Below are 21,744 nucleotides of genomic sequence, written 5' to 3' on the forward strand. Positions count from 1 at the left end.
GGTCAGTTTTGTATACGGATTCAGGATCCCAAAACACCCACGACCTTCTCTTCACTTCTACTATATAAAAAATAGTAGTGCGAACCAATGCCTTGGTCTACACTACTAATCTTAGTATGTTTTGTATAGTTTGGAATAGAAGAAGAAAATAGTCTTTAATCATATATATGGCTTTATACTCACTAAGCTCTCGTTTTTTCTTCATGAGGAGCAATTGGCGCATTTGAAACATGATAGAAGAACAGAGTAGAATGGCAATCAGCTGACCATATAAATGGCACTCCAATCGTTCTGGTTTTATCTTTTTACAATGATGAATTTGAAAGAATGACTTCCACGTTTTAAGTAAAATTTCGATTTGCCAACGCAAAGAATACCAGTCATGTACCTGTCCCATCGGGACAATATCTGTAGGGGTGTTTGTCATATATACATTGATACCACTGAGTCGTTTACTACGAGGAGAATACTTCATTCCTTTCTTTTTTTCTCTTACAGCTTGATCTTGTAATCGTTTTTGTTGCTGTTGTTTTGTTAATCGATGAACAATTACACGAGCTGGCACTTTATCAATCATTCCTACATAAGCATCAGCTATTTCACATGTTTGTCCTGGTTGAAGGGAGTTCATTACCTTCTCCATATCTATCTGTATATACTCTGTACCTTTCTTAATTCTTCCATCTTGAAAATAATCAGGGTTAGGATTTTTTTGATACATACGTGTGTTCGACTTGATACGAGAGATATAGTAGGCCTCTTTATCTTGTATATATTGAAGGTCTTTTAAATGAAAATAACCTAAATCTCGGATACATAAATCATTCGCTGTCACAGTTGGGGCACACAGAGAGCCGTAAGTGCGATCATGTTGTTTACCTGGACCTGTATGAATATGAAGGAACTGTCCACTTAACAAATCATACTCAAGTTGAATTTTTATCCCAGCTGTATGACTGCAGCCTCCTGCACCTGGATAAACCGATGAAAATACATCCGGGAGTTGAAATGCAGTTGAATCTAAAATACGAATACGCTTGAAAACAGAAGTGTATGGAGAAGAAATCGGCATAGATACGGCCAATTTTTTGCTTAGTAGTTCGGCTAGTAGGTGTTGTAAAAGTTGGACGGCCTCCTTATTAAATCGTTGATTCAGTCCCTCAGGACTGATGAGTACTGCTGTTGATGCTTCTAAACAGCTAGATAACTGAGTTAAAGAAGTCATTGCTACATTTTGGCTCATCCATACACATAAAGCTACTAAATCTTTTGCTTGGTACTTACTGGTTCGTTGTACAAAACCAACATCTCTAGCAAGATCCCGTAAGGCATTTGGAGATAAAAAATCTTGAATCTCTTGAGCAAATAGTTGTAATTCGTCAGACACAGAAACAGACATAAAAAAACGCCATCCTTTCCTATGATTCTACAGAAAGAATAACGTATTTTTTATGGTTCTGGTGCAAAAAGTATTTGATAGAGACATAGAACCTACATAGACTGTTCAATGACAGGTTATGATGCAACTCCAAACAATTTATGTATGAATCTAACTTCATTTTGGGCAGATTTCACCTGTGGGTGAAGTTGCCCTTTTTTCAGCATATGCATGGCTTCAACACCACTCAATATAGAAGTAGCTGTTTCATACGACTTGAATCCTAACATAGAACGGACACGTTTCTTAATGAAACGGTGATCCTGTTCCACTATATTATTGAGATATTTAACTTGCCTTATTTGTATGCCTTCAGGCATACATTTCTCTTCCTTTAACTCTTGAATCGCTACGGGATAAGCTGGGTTCTTGTCTACTGTTATAACACGAGGTTTACAAATATGAGAAGCAGCCAAGGCTTTCTTAAAAAAGCGCTTGGCTGCTTGTTTATCTCTTGATTCACTTAGATAAAAATCAATGGTATTCCCTTCTGAATCGACTGCGCGATATAAATACATCCATTGACCTTTTACTTTCACATACGTTTCATCGACTCTCCAGGGATCATTTGTTGTCTTCAGATGACGTCGTACTCTTTCGTCTAATTCAGGTCCATATTGATGCACCCAACGCATAATGGTGGTGTGAGCAATAGACAAACCTCGTTCCTCCATCATTTCCACCAAATCACGAAAACTTAGGTTGTACCGTAGGTACCATCTTACTGTTAATAAGATAATATCAGGCTGATAGTGCTTCCATTTGAACAAATTTTCCTTTTCCATACCGATTACACCCCTTTTTTAGAGTAATAGTATCAGTATGTCCAAGATTTAGAGATAACTAGCAATTGCCCTGAAGTTTTTGCACCAGAACCCTTCGCCAAGCTTCCCTAAAAATCAAACATATTCATAGGGAAGCTTGTAGAACCTTGCTTTAATAAAGATATAGAAATATCCTGTGTATTAAATGGAAATTAAGCATAGAATTTTAAGTGATTTTACAAAGGTTAATGTGTATAAAGGTGTAGGTAATGATTATAGTCTATATCTATTATCCGAAAATACACAAGAAGATATATGTTTGCTTATTTTTATTTTGAAAATTATCGGTTCCTTATATGAATTAATATCAATTATATGATATAAACAGGGAGTTTGATAATGAATGTATTGTTCTTCAGGATTGATATCTGTGGCGATTGTAGATGCACACAAAGAGAAGGAAGGTAAGAACTAGAAAAACTCTCCAAACAAATCTTTTAGATTAACATACGTATTTCCGCGATTAGTGTCTTACCTTCCACCTTCATAAATATCTGTACGGGTACATCATTTGTATTTTCAAACGCTAAATCGAAATAAGGATACGCTATAGTTGCGTCTCTGCCTATAGGTACATAACCAACTGGTTTTGAATGACTATATCTTTCTATCATTTTTAATCCTGCTTGATCCGCTGCATTATATAGTGTAGAGGAAGTTTGACAAACCCCTCCTCCATAACCATCTACTAATTTTCCCGCAACAATTTCTTTTCCAAGCTGATATCCTTTATCAGGTGTTGTATCTCCTATTAAAGCATTAAAAGAAAAGCGATCACCTTTCCCTAATATTACACCATTAATAGTATTTGCAGACAAACGAATGTTTTCTATCTTACCATTACCTGTACCAACTATGTCCGTTGCATATTTTCCAATCACTTTGCTATTTCTATTTGCATCTTTTGATTGAGCAATAGGTTGCTTCTTAATAATTGGTAAGGTATAGGAACGATCCCATATTCCCACATCCATTAAATCCCCCACTAATTCTTTTTCAAATAATTCATATGAGGGCTTTCCTTCTTCCCATCTGCCATCACTAGTCATACGAGAAGGTATCATTTTTTTATCAATCTGTTTTCCTAGTTCATTAGCGATTTTTTTAATATTTAATTTATATACATCATCATCTTGAAAATATCCTAATGAAGTTAAATTTAGTTGTTTCATTATTTTTCCACTAGTACTATCTACTAAATTTATCTGTTTATCCCCAATGTCTTTTATTCCAATAGATTTCTTGCCTATATCACTCACTAAAGATACTTCTTTAACCTGAGGTTTGCATCCAACTAATATAATGGTGCAAAGAGCACTAAGTACATATAAATGTCTTTTACGTAACAATTGATTCCCTCATTTCATTATAATGTTTTCTCGTTTTTAATTATGTGATTAATTATTTTTTATATTTTGTCTATTCATCGGTTCATTCTATCCGTTTATTCATTGACATTCAGATGTATTGATAACATGTTTTAATAAATAGTGTATATAAAGAAAAGATCCCCTATAAATTGCTTTCTTTCAGCTACTTGCACGAGAACCCAGAATAATACAACCACATATCACAATTAGAAATAAAATTACTAAACTTATTGAGAAATATTTCATAAGAGACTCCTTTTTGATATGATGCGCAAAATGTATTCTTATAAATTAAGTTAGGAAATAACCATAAAAAAGAATTATTTCTCCTATATTCTTACGTTTAAAGTCCTATTACTTTTACTTATTAAAGCTACTAACTAATCAATTCCTTTGCTACCTCTTTCGTTCTGAACACTTTTTTGTATTTTTTAAATTCTTGTTTATTAACTCGAAATTTTTCACCAGTATCCATGTTTTTTACTAGATATGTTTTAGCAGCATATTCCTTTATAAAAAAATAAAAGAAATATATCCAGAAAGATACTGTAAAAGTCGGTAGAGCTAAGAATAATCCTGTAATAAACATTACAATCTCCAAGCCTGAATTTACTCGTTTTAAAACATTTTTTTGTCCTGTTGCTACTTCTTCTTGCTGTAATTGTTGCATACGTTGTAAAGATGCGACAGTATCATAACTCATAAAAAAACCTCCTTGAAGGGAAACGCAATTGAGAACTTTGGTTTGTCTTTAGAGACGAGGAGCAAGATACTTAAATTAATAATTATTTTTCTTACTTTTCCTCTTTTATTTTAATTTTTGCTTCTTTATAGAATGCTAGTTTTCCTTCATTATAACTTTTTGTATATTGATTGAACTTTTCTTTTTCTTTTTGTATTTCTTCATACAATGTATTAACCGTTTTAACCATTTCACCAATATCTTTTAGTTTTGTTTCTTTACCTTTTAACTTCCCATAAAGTTCTTTTTCAATCTTCAATGATTTCGTGTAGTTTTCATTCATTTTCTGAAAAGCTTCATAACGCTTTTTATAAGATTCTTCTACTTGTTTTGCCTGCGTTTGTAATTTTTCATCCTCGATTTTATTTATATAACTATGCACTGATGTTACTTCTTTTTGCGCCTTTTCTAATACATCTTTTTCATCTTCCAATAATTTTTCACGTGCATTTATACTTGAAACAGCCTGTTCTATTTGGGATATTATTGCTTCATTATGCTCTTTTCCTTCTTGTATAATTTGATTGTACAATTCCTGTTCTTTTGTTTCTAACGTCTCAAATATTTTTACATTATCAAATAAGGATTTTTCTTGATTTGCTGCGTTTTCAAAAGCAACATATAACTCCTCTTCTGGTTTTGCTCCCAAACATCCTCCTAGTAATCCAATTGATAAAATTACTATTAATGCCACTTTCCTATAAATCAATGTCAATTCCTCCTAAGACGTTAAATACGTTTGTCATTCCAAAAATTCACTGAGAAGTGCGCCTCTTCATGATACGCTTCGAGTTCATATCCTTTTTCCTTCAATCCCTTTATAATAGCTGGTACGGCAGCAACGGATTGTGGATGAATATCGTGCATTAAAATAACTTCTTGTAGTTTTGTTGCACCTACCAGTACATTTTGAACAATTTGAGCTGAAGCTGCATCAACTGGCATTTTATTATACTTCCAATCTAAAGAGTCAATCGTCCAATCCCATACTTTAAAACCAGCTTCTACCGTTCTATTTCGAAGTACTTCATTTAATCCCGGCATTGAACCATAAGGTGGGCGTGTTAATTTTGGAGATTCTCCAAGAATATTTGCTATTAAACTTTGATCTTCTTTCATTTCATTTACATACTCACCATTTGTGTATAATCTCTTAAAGTCATGTGTCATACTATGCATACCCACATAATGCCCTTCTTTTTTTTCGCGTTTTACTAACTCTGGAAACTGTTTTACATTTTCTCCAATTAAAAAAAATGTTGCTTTCGCATTATTTTGTTCTAAGATATTTAACAACTCAGCTGTATATTTTCCCGGTCCATCATCAAAAGTAAGATAAGCGACTTTTCTCTCTTTACCATTAAAGCGACTTGGTGCTACTTTCTTTATTTCAGTTTTTGATTGTTCACTTGCTAGCTGCACCGGATTTTCTTGTTTGGCTACAGCCTTTGCTGGTGAAGTAATTGATTGAAATGTAAAATAGCCAGCTGCAATTGCTATTAGTCCTATAATTGTAATTGCTATACGCTGAATATTAGTATTATTTTTCATGATAGAAATTCCTCTCTTACTTAAATACATTAAGGTATTGGTACATTTTATGTTGCTTTATTTTATTACAGCTACAAGTATCAAATATTATATAAATTAAAATTTACAAAAATGTATATCAATAAATCTCTTCAAATAGACAATTAATTCAATATCTCAATGAGTGACTATTACTTTGATGGAGAGCTGTACTATATTCAAATGTGCATTAAAACAATTCATCATAGTGGTACTACTGCAATAATTTGTAATTGAGACTTCTGTGTTAAATTTTACAAATAACATCTTCGAAGTATACAGAATAACACTTACCACTATAGTGATTTTTAGGGTTGTTCCAACAAACATGATAACGATTCCGGTTGTGTTTTTAATTTTGGGGCAACACAAGAAGATTGGATAATAAGTTTATCCAATCTTTTGAAAGGCGTATAATATTGCATTTTCCCTCTAACATGAAATCAGCAGCTTAAGGGAATAATTTCATATTAGAGAGATCTAAAACTCATCACTCATATTTTGTCTGAAAAATTCCGTAATTTAATCGTCCATCTCTTTTAATACCTGAAAAACTCGCAATATTTATTTATAAATTTTATACACACAAGTTGAAATTATTTACATTTTCACTAAAAAATTATCTATAGAGGTAAAATTGTAACCCAGTTCCTTGGCAACTGCTTCACATGTAATTTCACCGTTCAACGTGTTTACGCCAAGTTTTAAAGCTTCATTTTGGCGTATTGCTGTTTGTACACCTTTGTTTGCGATTTGTAATGCATATGGAATTGTTACATTTGTTAAAGCAATAGTGGATGTTCTTGGAACTGCACCAGGCATGTTCGCAACAGAATAGTGAAGCACCCCATATTTTTCAAAAGTTGGGTTATCATGTGTTGTTACATGGTCACATGTTTCTACAGCTCCACCTTGATCAATTGCTACATCCACGATTACAGAACCAGGCTTCATTGTTTTTACCATTTCTTCCGTGACAAGTTTAGGAGCTTTAGCACCAGGAATTAATACGGCACTAATTAAAAGGTCTGCTTCTTTTACTGTTTCCGCAATGTTGAATGGATTGGACATCAATGTTTTGATTTGTGTACCAAAAATGTCATCTAGTTGGCGCAAACGGTCTGCATTTAAATCAATGATTGTTACGTCTGCCCCAAGGCCAATCGCCATCTTCGCAGCATTTGTACCGACGATTCCCCCACCGATGATGGCAATTTTACCACGATTTACACCAGGTACTCCTGCAAGAAGAATACCTTTGCCACCGTTTGACTTTTGTAGAAATTGTGCTCCTATTTGGACAGACATGCGTCCAGCCACCTCACTCATTGGTGTAAGAAGAGGCCGTGTATGGTTTACTTCTACTGTTTCGTATGCAATGGCGGTAACTCTTTTATCTTTAAGGGCCTGAGCTAAATTAGGTTCAGCAGCCAAATGTAAGTATGTGAATAAAATTAAGTCTGGACGAAAGTGGATATATTCGCTGGCGAGAGGTTCTTTTACTTTCATAATCATTTCTGATTGATTCCATACTTCAGTAGCACTTTTAACAATTTCAGCACCAGCATATACATAGTCCACATTGTTAAAGCCACTACCAACACCAGCATTTGTTTCGACTAATACCTTATGGCCAGCTTTCACAAACGGAATAACTCCTGCAGGCGTAAGTGCGACACGGTTTTCATTATTTTTTATTTCCTTTGGTACACCAATAATCATAACATTTCCTCCCATTACTTAATCTTTTAGCTACCATATTTTAAGTATAGAGTATTAAAAATGTCTTTTCATTGTTGAGAAAAAACAAAAATACAGCATCCTTTTGTGGAATTCCACAAAAGGATGCTGTTACATAAATTTTTTTAACTTGAGATCCAAGTACAGAATCATTTTTTGGTTTGGATCTTTTAAATCAATCTCACTAATTTCATAAATACGCTTAAGTCTATAGCTAAGTGTATTAGCATGAATATTCAAAGCTTTAACTACCTCGCTAATATTACCGTCTTTATTTAAATAAGTTTCTAACGTTTCAACAAGATTGCAATTATGCTTATGGTCATATTCATATAGCTTTTGCAACGCCTGATTTTCATACTCTTCATGTTTTCTTTTCTCAAGTAAAAGATCAATCAATTGATAAATACCCATATTTTGGTATATGTGAATATTCGAAGTATCAGAAGGGAACTTTTCTTTTATAGATAAAACTGTTAGTGTCTCTTTGTAAGCTTTGCTGATTTTTTGGTAGTCACTATATATACTGCTAAATGCTGGCTTGATAGATTTAATACCATATCGCTTTTCCATTTTATGCACAAAACTATCCGCAAAATCATTGATTTCATGAAAAGGACGCTTCACATTATCCAATGAAGTAAGAAGAATCAATTGATTACGATCAATTGTATAAAGTAAAACTTTCAAATGTTGACTTGTTTTTAACAAATAAGAAATTTGTTTTTCTCTTTCATTTGTGATTTTTTGTTCAAAATGGAATACGGCGACAGTAAATAAGGATGCTGGAGCTATTTGGAGCTGGTAGAAATTCTCCATAACTTCTGCGTTTAACTGCATATGATTAGTTAGCAATTTCCAAAAAAACTCTTGTGATCGTTCTTCTTTTTGGTTTTTTCGGGCTTGAAGTTGCAACAGCTTACTCTTTACGGCCTCCGCGTATTTTTTTAGCAAGAGACAATCTTGTTCAGTTAAAGATTTTTCAATTTCTAAAGCCCAAATGAATCCTAAAACGTCTTCTTTGTTCCAAATAGATATCGCGACTCTATTACCGAGACCAATATCATCTATTTTTTTTACACGAATAGGCTCCCGATTTTTTAATAAATCGGGAATAATTCCCTCTTTCCACAGGTTATTGATTACTTTTTCAGGTACGCGACGCCCCATAATAGTGCCAATTCTCGCTGGGTCTGTCCTTTCATCATGGGTACTATATGCAAGAAGGCGATGATTTACATCCTCAATAGTAATCGGGCATTGCAAAATCTCACTAACTATATCAGCAAATTCCTCCAAACTATCGAAGGTAACTCTAAAAGAATCATGTTTCATATATGTCAAGGTTCCTCCATCCTAATTTAATATAAATTTTCGTATTCACTGTAAGAAAAATATCCTTCTTGCAAATTAACAAAATGATATCATAATTTTATTAATCCTGTGCAAACAAATAAATTATATAAAGATTGAAATAGTTCTGGTGCAAATATAATCAAATTTGGAAAGAAATTCAAAGATTTCTTTAGATGGTTCTGTTGCAAAGTTTTTTAAGTGAAGTTACCATATAAGAAAAATGATCCCAGGAGCATGATGCATGAACTATTTTAAAGGAAAACAATTTAAAAAAGATATTATATTGGTAGCTGTTGGCTACTATTGTCGTTTTTCTTTAAGTTATCGCGACGTATCTGAGCTCCTGAAAGAGCCAGGGATTTCTGTTCACCCTACAACCATCATGCGTTGGGTGCATGAATATGGAAATATCATTTATCACATTTGGAAGAAGAAAAATAAATCAGCACATTTCGTATGGCATTTAGATGAAACCTATATCAAAGTCAAGGGAGAGTGGCGTTATCTTTATCGTGCGATTGATCAAGAAGGATATACCTTGGATATCCAACTTCGTAAAACAAGAGATCATCAAGCCGCCTATATGTTTATGAAAAGGTTAGTGAAGGCTTTTGGAGAACCAACGGCTCTCACAACAGACAAAGCTCCTGCCCTACTTTGTGCGTTCAAAAAACTGAAACATAACGGTTTTTATGTGCATACGAAACATTGCACCGTTAAGCATCTAAATAACCTCATCGAACAAGATCATAGACATATCAAGCGACGTTTTGTTAAATCCGCAGGATTTCAAAGTCTTCGCCATGCTTCACGTACATTGAAAGGAATCGAAACGATTCATGCTATATACAAACAAAAGAGAAGTCATATTCCAGGCTTCTCTTTTTCGACGTACAAGGAGTTACAGCAATTATTCAGAACTTCTTAAACGATAACCGTATTTTGTAAATGGGTTTATGTTTTTTCAAACTTTGCAACAGAGCCTCGAGTACTATATCGAAAAATACAATATCAATCGAATCAATTAACAAAAAGTTTTCTTCGCTTGTTCCATTTACTTGATAAAAATGGACGGAAATCACATCGATATCGAAAGAAAACAGTGTTTGATATCTTAGGTGTTGCATACGAACAACATCTATCAAAATAAAAAATGAAATGTTTTAAAAGTTTTAGCCCGTAAGGGTTATTTAGCATGCCATTTTTTCAGTATAGCTCTTTTTATTGAAGTGCTAGAAAGGAATTTAACATATTTCTGTATTTTGTTTTCCTTAGCTTGATGGCGATGGGGCACGGCAAGAATTCGTTCTTTTTTGAGCCACTCATCATGAAGCTAAATAATAATAAAATATTTTGTCACATTCCTGTCACAATGTATCTGTATGATAGAAATACAAAAAAGGAGGTTTATAAGTATGAATAAAAAAATGAACAAGCTAGTCATTCCAATTTTGATGAGTTCCATATGTTTTACATTACCAACCCTGAGTTATGCACAACAAAAGGATATTACAACAAAGGGACAAAACGTAGTTTCTCAATACAAAAATTTCACTTTTGATGTGAATCCTGAAACTGGTGAAATTTTTGTGGAAAAAGATGGTGTAAGAGAAAGTGCTTCCTTACCACTACCAAAGAAAAAAATAACAAATCTAATAAAAAAAGATGATTGTATATCTTGGGATTATCCAGATGATCAAATAGATGTGAAGATTGAAAAGAAAGAATCCTATTTAAGTATTAAGTTAAAATCTACTAAGTCTGAAGGAGCTAATGAATTTACATGGCCTAAAGTAAATGCGGACAGCTATACGTTACCCTTATGGGAAGGGAAAAATATACCTAGCAATGACCCAAACTGGAAAGAATATTTAAAAGATCAAGACATGTCATTCATAGAACGTTTTTCTATGAGATTCTTTGCATTGAATAAATCTAAATATTCCATTATATATATAGCTGACAATATGTATAATGATAATATCCATTTCACTGCTGATTCCGATATACAGTTTAGTTTTACACATCAATATCCTTCTATTAATAAGAATAAAGAATATGGATTCAGATTGTATCTAACTGATAAAAACCCTGTCTCGATGGCAAATATTTATAAAAATTATATAAAAGAACAGGGAGAATTTAAGACACTAGAAGAAAAAGCAAAAACAAATCCGAACATTAAAAAATTATATGGTGCTCCTCATATTTATTTTTGGGATCACAGTGGGATTTCAGTAGAAAATATCAAGTGGGATAAATTCACACAAAAAATGGATGAGGCACTTACAAATTGGATTGCACAATTGTTACAAGCAAATACGGAAGATGGCTCAAAAGATTTTGAAACTGTTATGCAAGATATTAAAAATAAACAAGCTATCGATAAAAGTCAGCAAATAGTAATAGTTAATGCGATAAATCAGGTATTAAAATTAGAACAACTTTATAATAAAGACATTTTCAGCAATTTAGATTCTGGAACAAATGAATTGTTGAAAAAAGGAATCCAAAACTTGAGTGAACAAGAACTATATACACTGAATAAAGGATTAATTAAGAGTAAGTTAACAGATGCAGTGGATGAAGTAAGCAGATGGGAACAGAAAGAAACAACAGATGTTTTGGTTGATATGAAAAAATCGAATGTTAAAAAAGCATGGGTAGGTTTACCTAATTGGGCTAATGGATTAATGAATCCCAAAATGGTAGAAGAAGCAAATAGAATGGGGTATTTAATCGGACCTTATGATTCATACCACTCGATTCATGAAGTTGGAAATAGAGATTGGAATACTGCTTCTTTTAAAGATAAAACTTTATATGAAAATGCAACAATATCGAATGAAAAAGGAGAAAAAATAGGAGGCTTCTTAGGAAAAGGAAGAAAGTTAAATCCAACATTATCCTTACCTAGTGTGAAAGAACGTGTAGGTGATATTTTACAAAATAATATACCGTTTAATTCTTGGTTTGTCGATTGTGATGCTACAGGCGAAATTTATGATGATTATTCTCCAAATCATATTACTACTCAGGAACAAGATGTAAAAGCAAGACTGCAAAGAATGAAATATATTAGCGAAGAAAAACACATGGTAGTCGGATCGGAAGGTGGGAATGACTTTGCTAGTAATATAATTGCCTTTGCGCATGGAATAGAAACACCTGGGATTTGGCCTGACTCTGATATGAGAGATAAAAAGAACCCATATTATGTAGGCGGATATAAATCCACTTCACCAGATGGTGCTATTCCAGAAGCGAATGCCAAAACAATACCAATCAAACCTATTTATAAAAATATTTATAATAATCCTGTATATTCAATTCCGTTATTTAAACTTGTATATAATGATTCAATTATTACTACTCACCAATGGTCATGGGGAAGTTTTAGAATTAAGGATGAGATAGGAAATAGAATGTTATCTGAAATGTTGTATAATGTACCACCTTTATATCATATTGATAAAAATGAATGGGAGAAAAGTAAATCCATCATTACCTCTTATTTGAAAGTATGGTCTCCATTTCATGAGAAAGCCGTAACAAAACCAATGACTAATTTTGAAGTATTGTCTGAAGATCGGCAAGTTCAAAGTACGACATTTGGAAAAAACATGAAAGTGATTGTGAATTTCTCAAACCAAGATTTTATATATAATAATGAGAATATAAAAGCAAAAACAGCCATTGTATATGATGGGAAGAAAAAAAGTATATTAGAAGTTCCTAAATACTAAGATACATAACATGGTTGTTACTTTGAAATAAAGTCGTACTGTTTGCAAAAAAGTTGCACCGTTTTGCATCATTAGATAAAGCTGTCACGGTAAAACTCCTGAGTTTTGATCAAACTTTATTCCAAACTAACATAAAAAAGGACTTTTGTGTTTTGAAGTCTCTTTTTATTTGTAATCAGGATTTTTGAATTTCATAGAAAACAAACGGGATATAAAGTAAAATGTTATTGTTTTGTACATTAAAGGTTATTTAAATTATATTTTTACGAAGGTACTAGAGGGAGTGCCATCATGTATAGTGTGGTTGAAACTGCAAAAGAGAACAATTTAAGTCCTTATCATTCTCTTCGATATTTGTTTGAAACGCTCCCTAATATCGATTTAAACAATTATGAAGAAAAATCTGTGTTGGATTCTCTTTTCATTAATTTTAGTTGTGGGAGGAGCCCTAGTGTTGTGTTATAACTCTGAAATATTGACATATCTAGGAGGATCTATAGATTTCAGTTGATTATATGAAATGAAAAATCAAGTCGTTATTTTTTGGGTTCAGACTATCATTATTTAAACTATTATTCACACTAAAAGAAGTACAAGGAGGACGGTATATCTATTAAAATAGTGAGATATACCAAAGTAGAAATGAATATTAAATTTAATAAAAAAGTAGTAGCATTAACAGCAGGATTAACGGTATTATCTTCACCATTGGCATCATTTGCAGAGGAACAACAATCAGTAAACAATAAGCAACCTACAAGCGTCCAAGAACAAGGTAAAGCAGACCAACTTCAAGCATCAGATGAACAGGCTTTAAAAAGTATTGAAGCTAGTTTTGAAGGGGTAGACGGACGTGGTGGAGGTACTGTCGATAATAGGAAAGCAGACAGTCTTCAACGTTCAGAAGGTATTCATGAAGAAACGGGTACATTAACTGTCCCTAACAATTCAAACAGAACAAAACGTAGTCTGTCTTTCGCATCACCTAGAAGCTCTAGTACAATAAACGGTGTTCCATTCACTAAATGGATTGTTCCAGTAGGTAACGATAATATTCGTCCTCAAAACTACATGAGTCCAAAGTACATTACAATTCATGAGACTGATAATACAAGTGTAGGAGCAGGTGCTAGAAACCATGCTCAATATCTATATAACCAAGCAGTAGGGAACACAGACCGAACTGCATCATGGCACTTTACAGTAGACGATAAAGAGATTTATCAACACTTACCATTAAACGAGAACGGGTGGCACGCAGGAGACGGTAATGGTCCAGGTAATAGACAATCTATTGCAATTGAAATCGCAGTTAATAGAGACGGTAACTACAGTAAAGCAGTAAATAACGCTAAGAAACTTGTAGCTTATTTAATGAAAGAAACGAGTGTACCGTTAAATAATATCGTAAAACACCAAAGATGGAGTGGTAAAAAATGTCCTGCTAACATGATTAATAATGGACTATGGGATTCATTCGTAAATGGTGTTGAGGGGTATTATAATAACCTTTCTCAATCAACAGACGACATTATAACAGGCTGGCAACAAATTGATGGCAAGTGGTATTACTTTGATTCTACTGGTATCATGCAAACAGATTGGCAGCAAGTTGATGGTATTTGGTATTATTTAAACTCTTCTGGAGCCATGCAAACAGATTGGCAGCAAGTTAATGGTATTTGGTATTATTTAAACTCTTCTGGAGCCATGCAAACAGATTGGCAACAAATTCATGGCAAATGGTACTATTTCAATTCTTCTGGAGCTATGCAAACAGGCTGGCAACAAATTAATGGCAAATGGTACTATTTCAATTCTTCTGGAGCTATGCAAACAGGCCGGCAACAAATTAATGACAAATGGTACTATTTTAACTCAGATGGGTCATGGGATAGTTCAAAATAATAGATTTTCATGTAATTATTTTGGGGAAATAAAAATCAATACACGCTCGTATATTTATAATTAATGAAAAAGCTCTTCAGAATGCTAAAATGAAGAGCTTTTTCACTAAATGCACATCAATATTTACTTAATAATTTCTATTAGGGGTACAGCCGCATGCCCATCAACTTAGGAACAAAAATAAAATGAACTTTCGTTTAAAGAAACTAAAAAACTCTTAACATACTTTTTATTCTTAAAAATACGCATACTAAATAAACTCTAACGAGTTTCATTTTTAAAATTATGCAACTTTCTTTTGTTTTCTAAACCCATTATACTCATAGACAACACCCGTAATATCAAAGACAGTTTTCTTCTCATATCTATGAGATTTCCGGCCATTTTTCTTTAGTAGGGTAAAAAGGCGGTTGAACTCCCCTCACTTAACGACCTTGCGGTCTGTTTGAAGTGGGAGATTCCTAAGTACAGAGTTCTATCGAACTCTAATGGATTAGGCTATCCCCGTAGTTCCTACGGTTAAGAGACGAATTGCTTCGTTTCTAAGATTGAGTGCTGCATTTCGATCTCTATCGTGATGTGTGCCACAAGAAGGGCAATCCCACTCACGAATTGTTAGATTTTTAACGTCTTTGTTTTTGTATTCACAATTTGAACATAATTGACTAGAAGCAAATGTTTTAGATACTACAACAACTTGTTTGCCATACCACTTTGCTTTATATTCCAACACCGTTCGAAATTGTGACCAAGATACTTCACTAATCGCTTTTGCAAGCTTCCCATTTTTGAGGAAGGAGTTTTCTGTCGGAAAATGATAAATTATTTTCAATAAATCACCCTAGAATTAAAAGGATGATTTTATATAAAAGAATCGACAAGTTATGTTAGAATATTATAAAAGTTCTAAAAGAGAAATAATAGAAGTAAATAAAAAGAATATATAAACACCAGAGAACAAATAGTTCACCCTTATTTTACATTCTATTAAAGGGTGTATTTTTTGTACCGACATTTTTAGGCATGAAATGTCGGTTATTATTATCTATTATGTATTAAAGTAAATATTTGAAAGGAAGTAAACTTATGGATTGGCTAGAAAGAATGAATAATGCATTGGACTACATTGAGAATAGTTTGGATGAAGAAATAGATTACAAGAAGATTGCAAAGGCAGCTAATTGCTCTGAGTTTCATTTTTCAAGAATGTTTTCTTCAATCTCAGGTGTGTCGCTTTCAGAATATATTAGACGAAGACGTTTAACGCTTGCAGCATTTGAAATTCAAAAAAGTGATATTCGGATCATCGATGTAGCAATTAAATACGGTTACGTTTCTTCCGATGCTTTCTCACGTGCTTTTCAAAAAATGCATGGAATAACCCCTTCTAATGCTCGTAATAAAGGAGTACAGTTAAAAGCCTTTCCGAAAATTTCCTTCCAAATTTCTATTAAAGGAGGTACCGAGATGGATTACAGAATTGAAAACCTCGATTTTGAGTTAAGAATTGTAGGAAAGAGTAAACCCGTAAAAACAAGCAGCGCATTTAAAAAAATCCCTACACTTTGGAACACTGCGAAAAAAGACGGATTTATGCAAGAATTAATAGATATGTCATGGGAAAATCCAAAATGCACGCTTGAAAGCCTTTTGGGGGTTTGTGGAAAAGAAGCCGCCATAACAGATGAAGAGTTTTCCTACTTTATGGGTGTAAGATATGATGGGGAAGTATCAGCTGATATGGAAACATTAATTATTCCTGCAAGTACATGGGCAGTTTTTCCAAACATAGTGGATGCATGGAAACGCTTATATTCTGAGTGGGTCCCAACCTCTGAGTATGAACTTGCAAATTTACCGTGCATAGAATGTTATTACGGTCCGAAACATAAACCGAGACATGAACTCTGGGTCCCTGTTATACCGAAATAAAATACACATTCAATACCATTAAAATTCACCATAAAAGAACATACGTGCTATAATATTTTTATTCAGAAAATTACGAAAGGTTACGGGAATGAATGTTAAAACAAATTTTATTTACAAGGGTAGGACATAATTATATTCCAACTACAAATATTGATACGTCTATTAGATGGTATACTCAAAATCTGGGTCTTAAATTGATTAATAAATTTAAAGACCGTGGGTCATATATTGCGGTTTTACATTATCCTCATAAAAATGCAATTGCTACTTTATTGATTCAAACAGAGAACAACAATCCTTTAAAAATAATAAGAAATGAGAAAGCATTTCCTGTGATTGCATTAAATTGTGAAGATATTGAATATACCCATAATCAGCTAAAAGAAAAGGGAATTGAAGTTGAAGATATTAAGGTATTAGGGCAAGGGGAAGCTAAATATTTTTATTTAAGAGATAATGAAAAAAACTTGTTAGAGGCAACCTGGTCAATTTGGAATCCCCTAGATAAGATAAGAGAAGGATGGTAGGGTCATGTTGCAAAGTTTCTTCTGAATCAGAAAACTTACGTTTTCGCTTTATAAATCCGATTTCTCTTGCAAGTTCTTCTAAGAATACAGGTGTAACATATCGTTGTAATTCTTCCGCAAATGGTTGAAGTTCATCTTAAGTCGAAAGATTCACAAAAAACGTCATCCTTTCTAATCTAGCTTGTTTAGAAAGAATAACGTTTTTTTGTACTTGGGGGTAATAAAATTTCTTAAGTTGATGGATGTGGCGCTCCCCCAGGAAACGGTACTGAAGAAGAAATCTGGTTCTCTGTCACTAAATCAATTAGTTTTACTGATTCATAATATTGAATATTTATTTTAGTTTTTCAGCATCATCACACTTAAAATTCTTTCCTCCATCATTCGATGTACAAATTTTATTTATCGATTTTTCAGTCACTTTTTCAGCTTTATTCGTGACTTGATCAAAATCTATGCGAAACACTTGTTTCGGATTCTCTTTCGAATGTCCTTCAATATGAATTGTACGATCGAACATCTCAGCTGTGAAGCTGCTAGATGTATTTATAATTTCCACTCCATTGTTTTCGCCTATATAGCGTTCAGCTACTTTTTCAGCTTCTTTAAGTTGTTGGTTAGTAGGATATGGCATAGATTCTGCTGAAATGACTATAGCTATAAAATAAGTAATGACAATACCACTTACAATCAAGATAACTTTCTTCCATGTTTTATTAATCATACTCTTACTCCCTTTTCTTTTTTTGCTATTACAATATATAACTGTCGATATCTCTATCAATTTCTTTTTATTATAAAAGATACTTCAATTTTTAATTATCTAATTACATGACATTAGCTTTACATTTCATAAAAAGCACCTCTCCTACTTATTTTCAATTTGATATTAACATGTTATTTATCGTTTTTCAATAAAAAATTATCATATTACATTGTTTCTTTATTGATAATCCCTTTGATTTTAGACAAAGATAAAAATCATTCCTCTAACTATCCTGATCTTTATCTCAATTAATTCATTAAATAATCCTATTATGGAATTCCATCACATCGTCATCAAGTTAAAAAATTTGTTTTACGGGTACTTCAAAATATTAGCTTGATGGCGATGTTTCCGTACCCCCTTTTATATCTATTTTCAAAAAGCATCTCACAAGTATGTAGTCTAATGGACATAGATGCAGATAGAATAAAGAAATAATGGCTTTTAGTTACGATGTTCATAAAACGGAAAAAAATGAAATATCCTCCTCCTAGAGTCATATAGTAAAATCAAAAAGCTAATAGTATTGGGGTTCAGCCGAGATATACACTTATCTCGGCTGAACCCCTATTGAGTTTTTAGAAATTCGTTAGCTGAAGGTCGATGGACAATTCCATTTCGTTAGACATAAACAAATCACCTCACTGACTTATGTAATCAGTGAGGTGAATGTGTGACGGTTCTGTTTCATTTTTTCCTTAATACAAAAACAAATTGAGAAGATAATAGGGGGGAGCACTACATAAAAAAAGAACCTGCTCGAATGCAGATTCTTTCCGATAATGATTTATGTAAGTAAGACCCGAAAATATAATACAATGCATCAAAAATGAATTCAAGTATAAAAAGAACCCGTTGTAGTTCGGGTCCTTTCAGAAGTGATGATGTTTTTTCTTTTTCTTCCTGCAACTATATATATCAAGTTATCAAAGAATTTTATGTGTCTAGTTTATCAGAAAACTTTTGACTCTACCAAACCGACATTCATCTCCCACCTAAAATTAGTGCTTTACACCTTCGCATTTTTGAGGAAGGAGTCTTCAGTCAGAAAGCGATAAAATATTAATAATTTCATATAGATTTATCTTAGATATATCCTAGTATAAGAAAATAAAAGAATGTATTAATTTTGAAGTGTACCAATAGGGAGAATGACTTCAACAGTTGTTCCTTTATTCACTTCACTCTCAACACTTATCTTTCCGTGATGTGTTTCAATAATTTTATAACAGATCATTAATCCTAAACCAATACCCTCTTCTTTAATACTATAAAAAGGTTCTCCGAGATATGGTATACGTTCTTTGGGAATCCCACATCCTTGATCGATAAAACGAATGCCTATTTGATGATTATCAAGTTTATCGATTTGAATCAAAATTTCTCCTCCCATTGGCATGGATTCAATTGCATTTTTTAAAATATTAACAAATACTTGTTTTAATTGATTTCCTTCACAAGGTATCCATGGAATGTCAGGTGTAAATTCTGTTCTGATTTGTATATTATTCATCATTGCTTGAGGTTGAAGTAGCATTAAAACTTGATTAATTAGCACACTAATATCATTAGGTTGTATCCTTAACACCTGTGGTTTGGCTACTGTCATAAATTCATTGGTAATACTTTCTATACGTTCAATCTCTGATGATACTACATTTATATATCGCTGATTATTTTCATTTTCCGTTGATTTTAGTAATTGCATAAACCCTTTCATTGCTGTTAATGGATTATTAATTTCATGAGCTATTGCAGTGGCTAATTGTCCTACGACAGCAAGTTTTTCAGATTTCCGTAATAATTCTTCTGTTTTTAACCGTTCAGTGATATCACGAGAGATACTTAAGAAAACTTTTTTGCCATTCAAGTTAAAAATACGAACACTAAACTCAGTGGTTATTTTTTTTCCTGTCGGAAAAATATGTTCATCTTGCAAAGTGAAAGAAGTCAGTCCCTCTCTAATTTTTTCTACCAACTGTATGATAATTGGAGAATCTTGTGGTACAGTATTGGGAAATGGCATTGAGAGAAGCTCTTCTCTACTATATCCAAATCTGTTACACCCAACAGGATTCACCTCAATAAATCGACTTGGAACCTGATCTTCATTCAGCTCTACAACATATACTGCATCAGTTGCTTGTTCGATTAGTGCACGATATTTCATTTCACTATCTCTTAATTGTTGATGTAATCTATGCCGTTCTCTTTCTGCTTGTTTTCTTTCGGAAATGTCTCTACATATTGCAGATAAAGCTATCACATTCCCCTTTACATCTAGAATAGGTGAAATTGTCAGACTGACATCAAGAAGACTTCTATCTTTACGTTGTCTAACGGTTTCTAATCTAGTAACTACAGATTCACCCGCAAGAATTTTCTGAATATTTTCTAATGATTCGTCCATTAAAAAATCAGGCACACAAGGTAATTTTTTACCTATGACTTCTTGTGATGACCAACCAAATATCTTTTCATAAGCCTTATTAGCTTGTAAAATATGTCCTTCTCGATCAGATATGGTGATAGCATCTACGTTATGATTTATAAACGATTCCAGTCTTTCTTTGGTCGCTCTTAATTCTGATTCCATGTGTTTCCTTTCAGTTATATCAACTGTAGAGCCAACAACTTCAATAACTTTTCCATTTCGTTTAATTGGCCTAAGCGCAATGAGAATAATAGTTTTATCATTTGGCCAGGGAAGTTCGAATATAATTTCTTTCCCTTCCCATGCCTGTAGATAATACTTCATCAATTCGGGAACTAAATGAAAAGGAATAATGGAAGAATCTATGGTGCGTAAGCTTTTTCCTACCACTTGTTCAGAGTAAAATCCTTTTTGATAATAAAACTGTCCATCACACAAAGTGTGTATAAAATCTTTGTCCACTTTTTTAAATTTAAATATCCCCCCTTGAAGTTCATGTACGGTTTCTTTGAGTTCTTGCTTCGATTTTTTTAATTTTTGATTCATTTTAGATAAATCCTGTGTTAAGTAATATAATCTTTGGTAAGCTTCCATAAGAAAAAGCCCGATTAAAAGTCCTAAAGCTATATATAATAAGCCTGGAGTGTAAAGAAATTTAGTTATAAATAATTTACCTACTAACAGCATCATACCCACATAAACAGAAAAATATAGAAGTGCACTTTTAAAAGGATGAAGGCTTCTGAAATATATTTTAAATATAGTAAATAGAATACCCATACCTAAACAAGCAATCACAGATGGTTCCCAATACCCACCAATGTAAAAAATACGCATTATAATAATACTAATTAATGTAATCCAACCAGCAGTGGAACCAAAGTAAATAAAAGAAAAAATAAGAGGAACAACCCGGAGATCATAGTGAAATCCCATGTACTCAAAAGAAAAAAACATCAAAATAACTGCGATGATTCCTCCATAGAACTTTCCAAAATATTGCTTGGAATTAATTACAAACACTTGAATAAATATAGCTGCGCTAACTAGTAAAGCAAAAATAGAAAGATTAATAAAATATTCTTTGATAATCATGTATTGTCCCTCCTTACATCAAGCATATTCGACAAAAAAGAAGAAAATCCTACAAATAAATCAGAAGCTTTTAATGGTTTCACAAAGGCTTAGTGACAGGATAGCTATTCTTATCCGCCATAGAATATCCGTGAAATGATAATTAATCATATAAATACAGCTTTGAATACATACAGAATTTAATAACACTTAAAAATAATATCCCAATTAGGTAAACCCTATTGGGATGTTTTTTTGAACCTGGTATAATGGCACTTCAAGGTGTCCCATATGACTTGTTTCAAAATAGGAGAATAG

Annotated in this window: 13 protein-coding genes and 5 pseudogenes; 6 read left to right on the forward strand and 12 right to left on the reverse strand. The window is 32.9% G+C overall.

The annotated features are described in order from the left end of the window. Positions 1 to 121: 121 nt before the first annotated feature. The 8 genes and pseudogenes from AAIE21_RS27710 to AAIE21_RS27745 all read right to left on the reverse strand — a co-directional run. Positions 122 to 1,399, reverse strand: a pseudogene (locus tag AAIE21_RS27710) (IS4 family transposase); the annotation flags it as partial. 116 nt (positions 1,400 to 1,515) lie between these two features. Continuing rightward, positions 1,516 to 2,223 carry an IS6 family transposase gene (locus AAIE21_RS27715; RefSeq protein WP_343269659.1) on the reverse strand — a complete coding sequence of 236 codons (708 nt, stop codon included), beginning with the start codon at positions 2,221 to 2,223 and terminating at the stop codon, positions 1,516 to 1,518. A gap of 476 nt (positions 2,224 to 2,699) precedes the next feature. Continuing rightward, positions 2,700 to 3,611, reverse strand: a complete 912-nt coding sequence (locus tag AAIE21_RS27720) for a VanW family protein (RefSeq protein WP_343269660.1) — start codon at positions 3,609 to 3,611, stop codon at positions 2,700 to 2,702. A gap of 397 nt (positions 3,612 to 4,008) precedes the next feature. Continuing rightward, a complete protein-coding gene (locus AAIE21_RS27725; RefSeq protein WP_343269661.1) occupies positions 4,009 to 4,335 on the reverse strand; it encodes a hypothetical protein in 327 nt (108 codons plus the stop codon). A gap of 91 nt (positions 4,336 to 4,426) precedes the next feature. Beyond that, the gene (locus tag AAIE21_RS27730) at positions 4,427 to 5,083 is read right to left on the reverse strand and encodes a YkyA family protein (protein ID WP_343269662.1); all 657 of its coding nucleotides are present in this window, start codon (positions 5,081 to 5,083) and stop codon (positions 4,427 to 4,429) included. A gap of 20 nt (positions 5,084 to 5,103) precedes the next feature. Beyond that, positions 5,104 to 5,925 (reverse strand): peptidoglycan-N-acetylglucosamine deacetylase, encoded by an 822-nt coding sequence (locus AAIE21_RS27735; protein WP_343269663.1) that lies wholly within the window; start codon positions 5,923 to 5,925, stop codon positions 5,104 to 5,106. A 618-nt stretch (positions 5,926 to 6,543) separates the two neighbouring features. After that, positions 6,544 to 7,665, reverse strand: coding sequence for an alanine dehydrogenase (ald, locus tag AAIE21_RS27740; protein WP_343269664.1), 1,122 nt, complete (start codon positions 7,663 to 7,665; stop codon positions 6,544 to 6,546). 129 nt (positions 7,666 to 7,794) lie between these two features. Next, positions 7,795 to 9,018 carry a PucR family transcriptional regulator gene (locus AAIE21_RS27745; RefSeq protein WP_343269665.1) on the reverse strand — a complete coding sequence of 408 codons (1,224 nt, stop codon included), beginning with the start codon at positions 9,016 to 9,018 and terminating at the stop codon, positions 7,795 to 7,797. A 262-nt stretch (positions 9,019 to 9,280) separates the two neighbouring features. On the opposite strand from AAIE21_RS27745, the gene AAIE21_RS27750 reads away from it, so the two are divergent. The 4 genes and pseudogenes from AAIE21_RS27750 to AAIE21_RS27770 all read left to right on the forward strand — a co-directional run. Further along, positions 9,281 to 9,967: an IS6 family transposase gene (locus AAIE21_RS27750; RefSeq protein WP_343269666.1), complete on the forward strand. Its 687-nt coding sequence runs from the start codon at positions 9,281 to 9,283 to the stop codon at positions 9,965 to 9,967. A 487-nt stretch (positions 9,968 to 10,454) separates the two neighbouring features. Next, positions 10,455 to 12,785 (forward strand): glycoside hydrolase, encoded by a 2,331-nt coding sequence (locus tag AAIE21_RS27760; RefSeq protein ID WP_343269667.1) that lies wholly within the window; start codon positions 10,455 to 10,457, stop codon positions 12,783 to 12,785. A gap of 270 nt (positions 12,786 to 13,055) precedes the next feature. Further along, a pseudogene (locus AAIE21_RS27765) lies at positions 13,056 to 13,250 on the forward strand (hypothetical protein); the annotation flags it as partial. 177 nt (positions 13,251 to 13,427) lie between these two features. After that, a pseudogene (locus tag AAIE21_RS27770) lies at positions 13,428 to 14,675 on the forward strand (peptidoglycan recognition protein family protein); the annotation flags it as partial. A gap of 511 nt (positions 14,676 to 15,186) precedes the next feature. On the opposite strand, the pseudogene AAIE21_RS27780 reads toward AAIE21_RS27770, so the two are convergent. Further along, positions 15,187 to 15,495 (reverse strand): annotated as a pseudogene (locus AAIE21_RS27780) (RNA-guided endonuclease TnpB family protein); the annotation flags it as partial. A 284-nt stretch (positions 15,496 to 15,779) separates the two neighbouring features. Between AAIE21_RS27780 and AAIE21_RS27785 the strand changes: the two are divergent. Continuing rightward, positions 15,780 to 16,625 (forward strand): AraC family transcriptional regulator, encoded by an 846-nt coding sequence (locus tag AAIE21_RS27785; RefSeq protein ID WP_343269668.1) that lies wholly within the window; start codon positions 15,780 to 15,782, stop codon positions 16,623 to 16,625. A gap of 92 nt (positions 16,626 to 16,717) precedes the next feature. Next, the gene (locus tag AAIE21_RS27790; protein WP_343269669.1) at positions 16,718 to 17,152 is read left to right on the forward strand and encodes a VOC family protein; all 435 of its coding nucleotides are present in this window, start codon (positions 16,718 to 16,720) and stop codon (positions 17,150 to 17,152) included. On the opposite strand, the pseudogene AAIE21_RS29705 reads toward AAIE21_RS27790, so the two are convergent. The 3 genes and pseudogenes from AAIE21_RS29705 to AAIE21_RS27800 all read right to left on the reverse strand — a co-directional run. Beyond that, a pseudogene (locus AAIE21_RS29705) lies at positions 17,127 to 17,288 on the reverse strand (IS4 family transposase); the annotation flags it as partial. The gene AAIE21_RS27790 and the pseudogene AAIE21_RS29705 sit on opposite strands and share 26 nt — an antisense overlap. 198 nt (positions 17,289 to 17,486) lie before the next feature. Further along, the gene (locus tag AAIE21_RS27795) at positions 17,487 to 17,876 is read right to left on the reverse strand and encodes a hypothetical protein (RefSeq protein WP_343269670.1); all 390 of its coding nucleotides are present in this window, start codon (positions 17,874 to 17,876) and stop codon (positions 17,487 to 17,489) included. 1,165 nt (positions 17,877 to 19,041) lie between these two features. Further along, positions 19,042 to 21,447, reverse strand: a complete 2,406-nt coding sequence (locus tag AAIE21_RS27800; protein WP_343269671.1) for a PAS domain S-box protein — start codon at positions 21,445 to 21,447, stop codon at positions 19,042 to 19,044. Between the last annotated feature and the right edge of the window lie 297 nt (positions 21,448 to 21,744).

Source organism: Paenibacillus sp. 102 (assembly GCF_039549175.1).
Taxonomy (GTDB): domain Bacteria; phylum Bacillota; class Bacilli; order Bacillales; family Bacillaceae_G; genus Bacillus_A.

Excerpts from the sequence above, each read along its gene's own strand:
- AAIE21_RS27725 (WP_343269661.1), bottom strand. The coding sequence starts at position 4,335 with ATGAGTTATGATACTGTCGCATCTTTACAACGTATGCAACAATTACAG.
- AAIE21_RS27760 (WP_343269667.1), top strand. The coding sequence starts at position 10,455 with ATGAATAAAAAAATGAACAAGCTAGTCATTCCAATTTTGATGAGTTCC.
- ald (WP_343269664.1), bottom strand. The coding sequence starts at position 7,665 with ATGATTATTGGTGTACCAAAGGAAATAAAAAATAATGAAAACCGTGTC.
- AAIE21_RS27790 (WP_343269669.1), top strand. The coding sequence starts at position 16,718 with ATGTTAAAACAAATTTTATTTACAAGGGTAGGACATAATTATATTCCA.
- AAIE21_RS27715 (WP_343269659.1), bottom strand. The coding sequence starts at position 2,223 with ATGGAAAAGGAAAATTTGTTCAAATGGAAGCACTATCAGCCTGATATT.
- AAIE21_RS27800 (WP_343269671.1), bottom strand. The coding sequence starts at position 21,447 with ATGATTATCAAAGAATATTTTATTAATCTTTCTATTTTTGCTTTACTA.
- AAIE21_RS27785 (WP_343269668.1), top strand. The coding sequence starts at position 15,780 with ATGGATTGGCTAGAAAGAATGAATAATGCATTGGACTACATTGAGAAT.
- AAIE21_RS27745 (WP_343269665.1), bottom strand. The coding sequence starts at position 9,018 with ATGAAACATGATTCTTTTAGAGTTACCTTCGATAGTTTGGAGGAATTT.
- AAIE21_RS27795 (WP_343269670.1), bottom strand. The coding sequence starts at position 17,876 with ATGATTAATAAAACATGGAAGAAAGTTATCTTGATTGTAAGTGGTATT.
- AAIE21_RS27735 (WP_343269663.1), bottom strand. The coding sequence starts at position 5,925 with ATGAAAAATAATACTAATATTCAGCGTATAGCAATTACAATTATAGGA.
- AAIE21_RS27750 (WP_343269666.1), top strand. The coding sequence starts at position 9,281 with ATGAACTATTTTAAAGGAAAACAATTTAAAAAAGATATTATATTGGTA.